Annotated in this window: 10 protein-coding genes; 3 read left to right on the plus strand and 7 right to left on the minus strand. The window is 64.1% G+C overall.

All coding sequences use genetic code 11. The features are described from left to right. The first annotated feature begins 17 nt into the window (after positions 1–17). Positions 18–953: a lipid A biosynthesis lauroyl acyltransferase gene (locus ACVIW0_RS22365; protein WP_461354296.1), complete on the plus strand. Its 936-nt coding sequence runs from the start codon at positions 18–20 to the stop codon at positions 951–953. A gap of 30 nt (positions 954–983) precedes the next feature. Here the strand turns inward: ACVIW0_RS22365 and ACVIW0_RS22370 are convergent, their stop codons facing one another. The 7 genes from ACVIW0_RS22370 to ACVIW0_RS22400 form a co-directional block, all read right to left on the minus strand. Next, positions 984–2,093, minus strand: coding sequence for a polyamine ABC transporter substrate-binding protein (locus ACVIW0_RS22370; protein ID WP_461354297.1), 1,110 nt, complete (start codon positions 2,091–2,093; stop codon positions 984–986). A gap of 6 nt (positions 2,094–2,099) precedes the next feature. Beyond that, the gene (locus ACVIW0_RS22375; RefSeq protein WP_461354298.1) at positions 2,100–3,269 is read right to left on the minus strand and encodes an aminotransferase; all 1,170 of its coding nucleotides are present in this window, start codon (positions 3,267–3,269) and stop codon (positions 2,100–2,102) included. Between the two features lie 8 nt (positions 3,270–3,277). Then, positions 3,278–3,607, minus strand: coding sequence for a rhodanese-like domain-containing protein (locus ACVIW0_RS22380; RefSeq protein WP_212022502.1), 330 nt, complete (start codon positions 3,605–3,607; stop codon positions 3,278–3,280). A 122-nt stretch (positions 3,608–3,729) separates the two neighbouring features. Then, positions 3,730–5,655 (minus strand): potassium transporter Kup, encoded by a 1,926-nt coding sequence (locus ACVIW0_RS22385; protein ID WP_461354299.1) that lies wholly within the window; start codon positions 5,653–5,655, stop codon positions 3,730–3,732. A gap of 153 nt (positions 5,656–5,808) precedes the next feature. After that, the gene (locus ACVIW0_RS22390; protein ID WP_461354300.1) at positions 5,809–7,731 is read right to left on the minus strand and encodes a potassium transporter Kup; all 1,923 of its coding nucleotides are present in this window, start codon (positions 7,729–7,731) and stop codon (positions 5,809–5,811) included. A 114-nt stretch (positions 7,732–7,845) separates the two neighbouring features. Beyond that, the gene (locus ACVIW0_RS22395; protein WP_461354301.1) at positions 7,846–8,676 is read right to left on the minus strand and encodes a flagellar motor protein MotB; all 831 of its coding nucleotides are present in this window, start codon (positions 8,674–8,676) and stop codon (positions 7,846–7,848) included. A 42-nt stretch (positions 8,677–8,718) separates the two neighbouring features. Continuing rightward, positions 8,719–9,492: a motility protein A gene (locus ACVIW0_RS22400; protein WP_016848416.1), complete on the minus strand. Its 774-nt coding sequence runs from the start codon at positions 9,490–9,492 to the stop codon at positions 8,719–8,721. Between the two features lie 272 nt (positions 9,493–9,764). Between ACVIW0_RS22400 and ACVIW0_RS22405 the strand changes: the two genes are divergently transcribed. After that, a complete protein-coding gene (locus ACVIW0_RS22405) occupies positions 9,765–10,742 on the plus strand; it encodes an NADPH:quinone oxidoreductase family protein (protein ID WP_461354302.1) in 978 nt (325 codons plus the stop codon). Positions 10,743–11,562: 820 nt separating this feature from the next. Then, positions 11,563–13,524 carry a hybrid sensor histidine kinase/response regulator gene (locus tag ACVIW0_RS22410; RefSeq protein ID WP_461354303.1) on the plus strand — a complete coding sequence of 654 codons (1,962 nt, stop codon included), beginning with the start codon at positions 11,563–11,565 and terminating at the stop codon, positions 13,522–13,524. Positions 13,525–13,571: the final 47 nt, after the last annotated feature.

Consider the following 13,571-nt stretch of genomic DNA (forward strand, 5'->3'; position numbering starts at 1 on the left):
CGCCCTCGCCTCGTCAGATGAAACGCCTGATCCTTCGCACCAGGGCGCAGCTGCGTGACGCTGCCAAGCCCGTGACCGACGCTGCCATTGGCGCGTTGACGACCGGGCTGCTGCGCACCACGCGCTATTTCGATCCGGAGAAGACCGCACGCTTCTTCGGCCACGCCGCGCATTTCATCGGCCGCCGGCTGCGCGAGGATCGGATCGGCCGCGAGAATCTGACCGCCGCCTTCCCGGAGAAGTCGCCGCAGGAGATCGAAGAGATCCTGACCGGCGTCTGGCATAACCTCGGACGGATCGGCGCCGAATTCGCGCATATCGACCGCATCTGGGATCATGATCCCCAGCATCCCGACAAGCCGGGCCGCGTCGAATTCTCGGCGCGCAGCAAGCAGCTGTTCGACCAATTGCGTGACGACGGCAAGCCGGCCCTGTTCTTCGCCGCCCATCTCGGCAATTGGGAGCTCTCGCCAATCGCCGCCGCCGCGCACGGCCTCGACGCCGCGATCCTGTTCCGGAGGCCGAACATCGAAGCCGCCGACCGCGCCATCGAACGCATCCGCGCCGTCAACCTCGGCACGCTGGTCCCGGCCGGCCGCGACGCGCCGCTCAAGCTGGCGCAGGCCCTGAAGGACGGTCAGCACGTCGCGATGCTGGTCGACCAGTATCTGACCAACGGCGTTCCCGTCACCTTCTTCGGCCGCAAGACCACCGCGAACCCGCTGCTGGCGCGCCTGCGCCGGCAGATCGAATGCCCGATCCACGGCACGCGGATCATCCGCCTGCCCGATGGCCGTTTCCGCGGCGAGGTCACCGAGGAAGTGAAACCGGTGTTCGACGCGTCCGGCCAGATCGACGTCCAGGGCACCATGCAGGCGATCACCGACATCGTCGAGGGCTGGGTCCGCGAGTATCCGGATCAATGGCTCTGGCTGCACCGGCGCTGGCGATAGCGCCCTCGTCTTGCGACGCGCGAAGGCGCGTCACTTCCCCGTCTTCACGCGCGTCCACAGCCGGTTGATGATCCGCTGCGTCGCCGGATCGCGCGCCGTGATCACGAACAGCTTCTTCTGCATCGCCTCGTCGGGATAGATGTTCTTGTCGTTGAGGATTTTCGGATCGATCAGCTTCTGGCTCGCCAGATTGCCGTTGGCGTAGGACAGGAAGTTCGAGTTCTTCGCCGCGACGTCGGGACGGTAGAGGTAGTTGATCAGCTCATAGGCCTCGGCGACGTTCTTGGCATCGGCGGGAATCGCCAGATTGTCGAAGAACATCTGCGCGCCCTCCTTCGGGATCGTGTAGCCGATTTCGACTCCGCTGTTGGCTTCCGCCGCCCGGCTGCGCGCCTGCATGATGTCGCCAGACCATCCGACCACGAAGCAGATCTCGCCCGAGGCCAGCGCGCTGAGATATTCGGACGAATGGAATTTGCGCACATAGGGCCGGATCTTGATGACGAGATCGGCGGCCTTCTCGAGGTCGGCCTGCTTGGTCGAATTCGGATCGAGGCCAAGATAGCTCAGCGCAGCCGGCAGGATGTCGTCGGCGGAATCCAGCATATGGATGCCGCAATCCCTGAACTTGGCGAGGTTCTCCGGCTTGAACACCATGTCCCAGCTGTCGATCTTCGCATCGGGCCCCAGGATCTTCTCCGCCATCTTGACGTTGTAGCCGATGCCGGTGGTGCCCCACATGTAGTTGGCGCCGTAATTGTTGCCGGGGTCGTAGGTCGCGAGCTGACCGGTCACGATCGGCCAGGCGTTGGCGAGGTTCGGCAGCTTCGACTTGTCGAGCTTCAGAAACACCTTCGCGGTGATCTGCCGCTGCAGGAAATAGCCGGTCGGCACCACGACGTCGTAGCCGGATTTGCCGGCCAGCAGCCGCGTCTCCAGCGTCTCGTTGGCGTCGAACGTGTCGTAGACCACTTTGATGCCGGTATCCCTGGTGAAGTCCTCGAGGACTCCAGGCGCCATGTAGTTCGACCAATTGTAGAAGTTGACCGTGCGCTCCTCAGCGCTGGCGGACGCAGCGAACAACAGAACCGCTGCGATCGTACCGACGCGGCTGACGAGACGACGGCTCCGCTTCTGCATTCTGGTCTACCTCTTGCGACGGTGCACCGCGTCCGACAGCCGCTCCAGCGCGGTGTCGAGCGTCGAGTCCTTCTTGGCGAAACAGAAGCGCACGACCGACGTCACCGCATCCTGCTCGTAAAAAGCCGACACGGGAATAGCCGCGACCTTGTAATCCTGCACAATTCGCCAGCAGAATTCCGCATCGGTCTCGTTGAGCCCGAGCGGCAACAGGTCGACCGTGAGGAAATAGGTGCCCTGCGACTTCAGCACCGGAAAGCCGATGCTCTCGAGCCCCTTGGTGAGGCGGTCGCGACTGCGCGCCATGTCCTTGCGCATGTCGAAGAAATAATCGTCCGGCTTGCCCAGGCCGTACGCGACCGCCGCCTGCAGATTGGGCGCGGTCGTGAAGGTGAGGAACTGGTGCACCTTCGCGGCGACGCGCAAGAGCTGCGGCGCGGCACAGACGAAGCCGATCTTCCATCCCGTCAGCGAGAAGATCTTGCCGGCGCTGCCGACCTTGATGGTGCGATCGCGCATGCCCGGGATCGTGATCAGCGGGATATGCTCTCGGCCGTCGAACACGACGTGCTCCCAGACCTCATCGCAGATCGCGACCACGTCGAACTCCTGGCAGTATCGCGCCAGCAGTTCGAGGTCCTCGCGCGGATAAACCACGGCCGCAGGGTTGAGCGGATTGTTGAACAGCACCGCCTTGGTCTTGTGGTTGAAGACGCTGCGCAGCATCTCCTCGTTCAGCCGCCACTCCGGCGGCTCGAGCCGCAGCAGCCGCGGGATGCCGCCGGCCTGGCGGATGATTGGCAGATAGGAATCATAGACCGGCTGGAAGCACACCACCTCGTCGCCCGGCTCGACCACGGAGAGGATGGAGGCGGTCAGCGCCTCGGTGCCGCCTGAGGTGACCATCACCTCGGTCATCGGATCGAGCTTGAGCCCGTGCCAGTGGCCGTAATGCGATGCGATCGCCTGACGCAGTTCCGGAATGCCCATCATCGACGGATACTGGTTGTAGCCGTTGATGGAGGCGTCCGCGGCGGCGCGGCGGATGTCCTCCGGTCCGGGATCGTCGGGAAAGCCCTGTCCGAGATTGATGGCGTTGTTGTCGCGCGCAGCCTGCGACATCGCCTCGAAGATGGTGACGGGAAGGTCCGCGAAGACCTTGTTCATGGAGGTCATGTCAGGGATCAGCCGCCGGTCTTGGTCGGCAGTCCCGCCGCCTTCCAGCCGATGATGCCACCCGCGAGGTGCTTGTCGTAGGGCAGGCCCGCGGCCTGGGCGGCCAGCGAGGCCGTCACCGAGCGCTTGCCGGAGCGGCAGGCGAACACCACCTGCTTGCCCTTCGGATCGGGGATCGCGGCCGGATCGAAGGTCGAGAGCGGCACCACGACGCCGTCGGGATAGGCTTCGACGGCGACCTCATTGGGCTCGCGGACGTCGACCAAGAGATAGCGGCCTTCCGCTATGCCCTTCGACACCTCGTCCGGAAACAAATCTTCCACCTTGTGATCCGCCACGGAAATATCCTCCCGATATCAGCTTGGCGAGCGTCACGCGGCTCGCCGTTCCGGGTCGCAAAGTCGCCTCTCGCGGCAAGAAAATCAAGCGCCCGAAACGGGTTAGATGCCGCGCAGAATCGCTAGATCGTAACCTGCGTGCCGACCTCGACCACCCGCCCGGTCGGGATCTGGAAATAGTCGGTGGCATCATTCGAGGAGCGGCTCAGCGCGATAAACAGATGATCCTGCCAGCTCGGCATGCCGGAATGCGCCGCCGGCTTCAGCGCACGGCGCGACAGGAAGAACGAGGTCGACATGATGTCGAACTGCCAGCCCAGCTTGCGGGCGATCGCCAGCGTCTTCGGCACGTTCGGCTGCTCCATGAAGCCGAACTTCAGCGTCACCTTGGAGAATGTCTCTGTCAGCTGCTCCATCCGGACCCGCTCGGACGGATCGATGCGCGGCGTCGGCGCGGTCTCGATGGTGAGGATGACGTTCTTCTCGTGCAGTACCTTGTAGTGCTTGAGGCTGTGCATCAGCGCGGTCGGCGCGCTGGCGGGATCGCTGGTCAGGAACACCGCGGTGCCGGAGACCCGCTGCGGCGGCCGCTTCTCCAGCATCGCGACGAGGTCGGCGAGCGGGAATTCCAGCTTGCGCGACTTCTCGAACAGCAGCCGGCTGCCGCGCCGCCAGGTGTACATCACCACGATCATCGCCCCGCCGAGCGCCAGCGGCACCCAGCCGCCCTCGAATACCTTGAGCAAATTGGCAGCCAGGAACGTGATGTCGAGGACCAGGAACGGCGCCACCAGTGCGGCGGCGGCGACCGGCGACCAGCGCCAGACCTTCCAGATCACCACGAAGCCCATCATCGCGGTCACCACCATGGTGCCGGTCACCGAGATGCCGTAGGCCGACGCCAGCGCGCTCGACGAGCGGAACATCAGCACCAGCACGATCACGGCGATGAACAGCAACCGGTTGATGCGCGGCATGTAGATCTGGCCGGAATGCGCCTCCGAGGTGTGGCGGATCTCGAACCGTGGCATCAGGCCGAGCTGGATCGCCTGCCGGGTCAGCGAATAGGCGCCGGTGATGACGGCCTGGCTCGCGATCACGGTCGCCATAGTCGCCAGCGCGACCATCGGGATCAGCGCCCAGTCCGGGAACATCAGGAAGAACGGGTTCTCGATGCCCTTGGGATCGCCGATCACGAGCGCGCCCTGCCCGAGATAGTTCAGCGCCAGTGACGGCAGCACGACGAACAGCCAGGCAGTCTGGATCGGGCGCTTGCCGAAATGGCCGAGATCGGCATAGAGCGCCTCCGCGCCCGTCACGGCGAGGAACACGGCACCGAGCGTGATGAAGCCGATCACGCCGTGATGCAGCATGAACGACACCGCAAGGATCGGATTGAACGCATACAGCACCTCGGGATGCCGCACGATCTGCGGCAGCGCCGCGATCGCGATCACCGCGAACCAGACGCACATCACCGGCCCGAAGAAGGCAGCGACCCGCGCGGTGCCGCGCGACTGCACCGCGAACAGCACGACCAGGATCACCACCGTGAGCGGCACGACATAGGGATCGAAGGTCGAGGTGACAAGCTTGATGCCTTCGATCGCCGACAGCACCGAGAGCGCCGGCGTGATCACGGCATCGCCATAGAACAGCGCGCCGCTGATGATGCCGAGCAACACGATCGCGGCGGCCCCTTTGGTCGTGGCGCGCTGCGCCAGCGCCATCAGCGCCAGCGTGCCGCCCTCGCCATTGTTGTCGGCGCGCAGCAGGATCACGACGTATTTGAGCGTCACGACGACGATCAGCGCCCACAGGATCAGCGAGAGCACGCCGAGCACCGCATGAGCCGTGACACCGCCCTCACCGCCGGCAGCCGCGACCACGGCCTCACGCAGCGCGTAAAGCGGACTGGTGCCGATGTCGCCATAGACAACGCCGATGCTGCCGAGCATCAGCGCCTTGAAGGTCGCGGTTGAATGCGCCTCGCCATGGCCGTTTGCCGCGGGCGTTTCCGCCGCGGTGATCGCACTCTCGGATGACATGGGAAGCTGCGCCTCTGTCTTCTGCCGCACTGCACAATGCCGGGTTGCAGCGCTATACTCCCGGCAGGAATGCATAGGTTAGCACGGATTCAGGCCTCCACTATGCGTTTCACGCATAGATCACGGCCTTCCAAGCCGGAATACTCTGCCGGCTCAGATAGTTACCTGAGTACCCACTTCAACCACCCGACCGGTCGGGATCTGGAAATAGTCGGTGGCATCGTTGGCGGAGCGGCTCATCGCAATGAACAGATGGTCCTGCCACTGGGGCATTCCGGACTGGGCCGACGGCTTCAGCGAGCGGCGCGACACGAAGAACGAGGTCGACATGATGTCGAACTGCCAGCCGAGCTTGCGGGCAACCGCGAGCGCCTTCGGCACGTTCGGCGATTCCATGTAGCCGAAGCGCAGCCGCACCGCGGTGAACTTGTCGCTGACCTTCTCCATGCTGACGCGCTCGGACAGATCGACCCGCGGCGTCGGCGCGGTCTCGATGGTCAGGATCACGTTGTGCTCGTGCAGCACCTTGTTGTGCTTGAGATTGTGCAGCAGCGCGGTCGGCACGAAGCTCGGGTCGCTGGTCAGGAACACCGCGGTGCCCTTGACGATGTGCGGCGGCCGCTTTTCCAGACTGTGGATCAGTTCGCGCAGCGGCACCTCGATGCGGCGGGTCTTGGCGACCAGGATCGCAGCACCCCGGCGCCAGGTCCAGATCATCGTCGCCATCACGACGCCGAACAATAGCGGCACCCAGGCGCCCTCGAACAGCTTCAGGAGATTGGCGCTGAAGAAGGTCATGTCGACGATCACGAACGGCAGGATCAACGCCGCCGCCGACGCCACCCGCCAGTTCCACAGCTTCCAGATCACGATGAAGCCCATGATGCCGTCGGCGACCATGGTGGTGGAGACGGCAATGCCGTAGGCCGAGGCGAGGCCGCTCGAGGTGCGGAACAGCAGCACCAGCAGGAGCACGCCGATCAGCAGCAGCCGGTTGACCCGCGGCAGATAGATCTGCCCGGCATGAGTCTCCGAGGTGTAGCGGACCTCGAAGCGCGGCAGCAGCCCGAGCTGCACCGCCTGGCTGATCAGCGAATAGGCGCCGGTGATCACCGCCTGGCTCGCGATCACGGTCGCGGCGGTGGCGAGCCCGATCAGCGGCAGCAGCAGCACGTCCGGCACCATGCGGTAGAACGAGTTCTCGATCGCGCCAGGATCGGACAGCACCAGCGCGCCCTGCCCGAAATAGTTCAATAGCAGCGACGGCAGCACGAAGAACAGCCAGCCGGACTGGATCGGCTTGCGGCCGAAATGCCCGAGATCGGCATACAGCGCCTCGCCGCCGGTCACCGCGAGGAACACCGCGCCCAAGGTCACCAGGCCGACGGTGCCGTGGGTCAGCATGAACTGGAGCGCGTAGTACGGATTGATCGCGGCCAGCACCGACGGATCATCCATGATGTGGACCACGCCCATCGCCGCGAGCGAGGCGAACCAGACGACCATCACCGGCCCGAAGGCCGAGGCGACACGGGCGGTGCCGGAACGCTGCACCGAGAACAGCACGACGAGGATCAGGATCGTCAGCGGCACCACATAGTGCTCGAGATGCGGCGTGGCGAGCTTGAGGCCTTCGACCGCCGACAGCACCGAGATCGCCGGCGTGATCATGGAATCGCCGATGAACATCGAGGCGCCGACCACGCCGAGCGCGAGCAGCGGCCAGCTGCGCCGTCCGAGGGCGCGCTGGCCGAGCGCCATCAGCGACAGCGTGCCGCCCTCGCCATTGTTGTCGGCGCGCAGCAGCAGCAGGACATATTTCGCGGTGACGACCGTGAACAGCGCCCACAGGATCAGGCTGAGCACCCCCAGCACCATGATGCGGGTGACCGGTTGGCCGTGCGCGGCGCCGCCGACCGCCTCGCGGAATGCGTAGAGCGGCGACGTTCCGATATCGCCGAACACCACCCCGATGCTGCCCAGTGTGAGGGCCCAAAAACTCGATGTGCCGTGCCCCGCACCTTGGGCCGTGCCTTGAGTTTCCTGGGCTTCGCTGGATGAGACGCTGGCAGCCATGGCGAAGTTGGAACGCCCGATCGGTTGGTTTTGATCCGCGCGGCTATCGACGCTTCCGCCCCGCCTGTCAACCAAGCAACACGGTCAGCTCGACGGTAGCATGGTATTTTACGGCTACGGCTTCAAATCCGGCGGCAGCGGCGGGTTTTCCCGCATCAACGTGATGGTCACGCGACGGTTGGCCGGCAGCGTCGGGTCGTCGGGAAACAGCGGCTGGCCGTCCGCCTTGCCGGAAACCGCAAAAACATGCGACGGCGGCAGTCCTTCCCGCTCGAGGATCTGTCGCACCGCATTGGCGCGATCCGCGGACAGGTCGAAGGCGTCGTATTCACTGCGCGCCGGCACGAAGCCTGCGGCTGTATGCCCCACGATCGCGATCCGCAGCGGCGTCGCCTTCAAGGGCGCTGCGAGCTTCTGGATCAGGCGGCGGGTGCGCTCATACGGCTCCCTGGAGCCATCGGCGAACATCGAGCGGCCGTCCTGATCGACGATCTCGAGGTTGAGCCCCTCCTTGGTCTCCTCGAACATGATGTTCTTGGAGATCTCGGTCAGCTCCGGCATGTCCTGCAGCGCCTGGCGCAGCGAGGCCGAGGCGAGCGCGAATTCGCGGTCGATCTTCAGCCGCGCGCCGTTGACCTGGCTGCGCTCCTGCTCGTCCGGGGTCGGATTGGCCGAGGACTCCTCCGGCGAGATGTGCTCGACATTCTTGAGCTTCGGCCGGGTCGGCAGACCGTCGGACTCGACGATGCCCGAATAGCGCACATTGGTCTGCACGCCGAAGGCGTCGCGCATCGAGCCGGCGACGATCTTCAGCTTGTTGTTGTCCATGGTGGAGAACGCGACGAGCATCACGAAGAAGCTCATCATCAAGCCCATCAGGTCGGCGAAGGTCACGAACCAGCCGTGACCTCCGGTATGGGCGTCGCCGCGTTTTTTCTTTGCCATGGTCGCGTTTTTCCGGCTGCGTTTCCCGAAAGCGCCGTCCGGTCAGGCCGGCACCGGCTCGCCTTCCTCCTGGCGATGCTTCTCCGGCAGATAGGCCAGCAGCATCTCGCGCACCAGCGCGGGGCTCTTGGAGTCGCGGATCATCAGGATGCCGTCGATGATCAGCGTGCGGTTGGTCTCCTCGTCGAGCAGCTTGCCGTGCAGCTTGTCGGCGATCGGAAGGCAGAACAGGTTGGCGACCAGCGCGCCGTACAACGTCGCGAGCAGCGCGGTCGCCATGAACGGGCCGAGCTTCGACGGGTCGGTCATGTTGGCAAACATCTGCACCATGCCGATCAGCGTGCCGATCATGCCGAAGGCCGGCGCGCAGTCGCCGATCGCGCGGTAGATCTTGCTGCCCTCGTCGAGGTGCATCAGGAAATTGTCGCGGTCACGTTCCATGTTGTCGCGGATGAATTCGAGGTCGTAGCCGTCGGCGACGTAGCGGATGCCCTTGGCAAGGAACGGCTCGTCGGTCTCGACCTTCTCGAGGCCGACCGGACCCTGCTTGCGTGCGATCTCGGCAATGCGGGCGAGCTCGTCGACCAGGTCGCGGGCCGACAGCCGGCTCATGGTGAAGGCAAACTTGGCGCCGAGCGGCAGCCCGTGCAGCATCACGCCGAGCGGAAAGCGGATCATCGTCGCCGCGATCGAGCCGCCGAAGATGATGATCATGGCATGTTCGGAGATGAACATGTGCAGGTCGCCGCCCATGAACATCATCACCGCGATGACGATGATGCCAGCCAACAGCCCGGCGCCAGTCATGATATCCATAGGAGACTCCAACGCGTACGCAACCTGCCCGTCCTGGACGGCGCGCAGCCCAGTGCGGGCCGCGTGGAAAACCCTAACGTTAACGCCATTAAGGACGCGTTACCGAATTTGGTAGGGATAACAACGGGTAAACGCCGACCTTTTGGCGATGTCGTTGAAGATGCTGGCTTTCCGCATCGAACGCCGCCGCGGCATGCGCAAAAGCCCTCCCCGTAGAACAACGGACATGAGATAGGTTCGGCCAAAGGAAACGAACAAGCGAGCAGGACAGGATGAAGGCGGTCGTCGTCGAGCACTATGCGCCCATCGAGCAGATCGAGCTGAGGGAGATCGCCACGCCCGAACCCGGCCCCGGACAGATCCGCGTCCGGGTCCACGCCGCGAGCATCGGCTTCGTCGACGGGCTGAAGGTCGAGGGCCGCTACCAGACCAAGGATGCCCTGCCCTTTACCCCCGGAGCGGAATTCGCCGGCGTTGTCGATGCGGTCGCAAGCGACGTCGCCGGCATCGCGCCGGGGATGCGGGTGATGGGCGCGGCGCGTTCGGGCGCGCTGGCCGAGCAGATCGTGGTGCCGCCGGCCGCGGTCGAGATCATGCCCGAGGGCCTGTCGATGGAGGCCGCAGCTGCCTTCCGCACCAACTATCTCACCGCGCTGTACGCGCTCGGCGAGCGCGGCACGCTCAAGACCAAAGAGCAGTTGCTCGTGCTCGGTGCCGCCGGGGGCACCGGCATCGCCGCTATCCAGGTCGGCAAGCTGCTCGGCGCGCGCGTCATCGCCGCGGCCTCGACCGAGGAGAAGCGCAGCTTCGCCGCCAGCTTCGGCGCCGACGCCGTCGTCGACTACACCAAGCCCGACTGGCGCGACGCGCTGAAGGAGGCGGCCGGCGGCCATGGTCCCGACGTGATCTTCGATCCGGTCGGCGGCGAGGTCTCGCTGCAGGCATTCCGCTCGATCGCCTGGAACGGCCGCCATGTCGTGGTCGGCTTTGCGGCGGGCCAGATTCCCGCCCTGCCATTCAACCTGCCGCTCCTGAAGGGCGGCATCCTGATCGGCGTCGACGCCGCGCAGATCGCGCGCCGCGAGCCCGAGGCGCAGGCGCGCGTGATGACGCAATTGTCGGCGTGGCTGAACGACGGCCGGCTGACGCCCGTGGTCGGCAAGGTGTTCGCGTTCGACGATTTCCGTGCGGCGTTCACCACCATGCAAACCCGCGCCGCGCTCGGCAAGATGGTGGTGCGGATCGGTTAGCGGGAAAGACACCGACTCACTCTCACTGTCGTCCCGGCGAAGGCCGGGACCCATAACCACCGGGTCATGTTGTTGAAGGAGGTGCGGCCGCAGCGTCGCGCAACAATGAGCATTTGGGGTAATGGGTCCCGGCCTTCGCCGGGACGACAGCGAATATGTGGCACGGCAGGTGAGTCATAAGTTGGCGTTCTCGCGACATGATTGCCCGAGCTTTGCTGTTCGTTCCGCCCTCTCTTGAACAGAGGGCGCAGGGAAAGCCGGGTGCCGATCGCACCCATGGGCCCCGTGCAATGGGTAGTAAGCACGGGGGTAGGACCACAGGTGTAACCGGAAACAACCCGGCTTTCCCTGCGCGATGGCTTACGGCTTATACGTGCTCTCCCCGGCGAGACTTGGCTTTGTTGTCACCGTCTTCGCGACGCGCATTGCGCAATCGGAAAAGACACCTACCGCTAGGGCGTCAGGCCTGCACGACTTCGCCGTCCGCTTCATGCGCATTCGTCGACTGCGCAATCGGCGTCCACCGCATCTCGACCCGCGTTCGTGACGACCGCGAAGCGCCCCTCGATCGGGCGAGACGAACGCATTAAACATCTGAGTTGGGTCTGGTGTCAAGTTAAATTCTGAAAAGCCGAACAGATCAATCGCGGATCGATATCGCGTCCGCCATCCGCAATTCCATGCGCCTGCAATGCGGAGGTATCCACCTGGTTCCCATATTTTGGTGCCGTGGCGGTCGGGAACCAGCTCAAATTGCTGACGTTACCGGTACGTCATGATCAATATGCATGAAGGGTCGGCGGCGGGCCGCTATCTTCGAATGAATCCCAATACAGCCGACGTGTCGGATGGCCAGCGCCTTCAATTGCTGATCGACGCGATCACCGATTATGCGATCTATCTGGTCGAGCCAGACGGCAAGATCGCAAGCTGGAATTCCGGCGCCGCCCGGATGAAGGGATACAGCGCCGACGAAATCATCGGGCGGCCGCTTTCGACCTTCTACACTCCCGAGGATCAGGCCGCCGGACTGCCGCAAAAGGCGCTGGCGGTCGCAACCGAACAGGGACGTTTCAGCTCGGAAGGCTGGCGGGTTCGCAAGGACGGAAGCCGTTTCTGGGCGACTGTCGTGATCGACGCGGTGAGAGATCGCAACGGATCGCTGATCGGTTTCGCCAAGGTTACGCGCGATGTCACCGAGCGCACCGAAGCCACCAAGGCGCTCCTCGACAGCGAACGGCGCTATCGCCGGCTGATCGAGGCCGTCGTGGACTATGCCATTTTTCAGCTCGATGCTTCGGGCGTCATCGTCACCTGGAACCCCGGCGCAGAGCGGATCAAGGGCTACGCGCCGGACGAGATCATCGGCCAGCACTTCTCGCGATTCTACACGGAAGAAGACCGGACAAACCGCGTACCCGACCGCGCGCTCGAGCAAGCAAGGCAAAGTGGCCGGTTCGAAGCCGAAGGATGGCGTGTCCGCAAGGACGGCACCAAGTTCTGGGCGTCGGTGGTGATCGACAGGATCGTGGACGAGAGCGGTGCCGTGGTCGGCTTCGCCAAGATTACCCGCGACATCAGCGAGCGCCGGAACGCGCAGGAGGCGCTCGCCAAGGTCCAGGAGCAACTGCTTGCCTCGCAAAAGCTCGAGGCGGTCGGACAACTCAGCGGGGGCGTCGCACACGATTTCAACAACCTGCTGATGATCGTGATCGGCAACCTCGAAACGATGGAGCGACATGGCCGGCAGCTCGCAGGCAATCCCAATTTCCAGCGCGCCCTGTCTCATGCGAAACGCGGCGCGCAGCGCGCGGCGAGCCTGACCAGCCGCCTGCTCGCCTTCTCGCGCCGGCAGGCCCTGTCACCGAAACCGGTCGAGCTGAACAACTTCCTCAACAGCTTGCAGGAATTTCTGCAACGGACGCTTGGCGAACGCGTCGACGTCCAGACCGTCGGCAGCGCCGGCCTCTGGCAGATTGAAGTCGATCCAAACCATCTGGAATCAGCCATCCTGAACCTCGCGATCAATGCGCGCGACGCGATGCCTGAAGGCGGCAAACTGACGATCGAGGCCTCGAACGTGTCGGCCGATCACGAATACTCTTTGCGAAATCCCGAACTCAGCCCGGGGCAGTATGTGGTCATCAGCATCACCGACACGGGTGTCGGGATGAGCCACGACACGTTGAGCCATGCTTTCGAACCGTTCTTCACGACCAAGGAGGTCGGACACGGCACCGGCCTCGGACTCAGCCAAGTCTACGGCTTTGTGAAGCAGTCGGGCGGCCATATCAAGATCTACAGCGAGCTCGGCTACGGCACCAACGTCAAGATGTATTTCCCTCGCCACCGTGGGCCGGTCCTCGAGCACGAAGAGATCGACGAACCGGTCGCCGAAGCTGAGTCGAGCAAGGTTGAAACTATCCTGGTCGTCGAAGATGATGAGGATCTGCGCACCTATGTCAGCGAGCTGCTGCGAGAATTGAATTATCGCGTGCTGACGGCTGGAAGCGCGCAGTCCGCATTGACCATCCTGCTCCAGGAGCAGCCGCATATCGACCTTCTGCTCACCGACGTTGTGATGCCGGGCATGAACGGCCGCGAGCTTGGGAAACGAGCTGCCGAGATGCGGCACGGACTCAAGATTCTCTACATGACGGGCTATTCGCAGAACGCCGTGATACATCATGGCCGGCTGGACCAGGGCGTCGAGCTCCTGGAGAAACCGGTCTCACAAGCCAAGCTTGCGTTGCGCGTGAGGGAAATCCTCGACCGCCGCTAAAGCGATGAGATTTGGTTGAATCGTCATCTCGCTTTTGCTCTTTGTTT

The sequence above is a fragment of the Bradyrhizobium sp. USDA 4454 genome, from assembly GCF_054822705.1.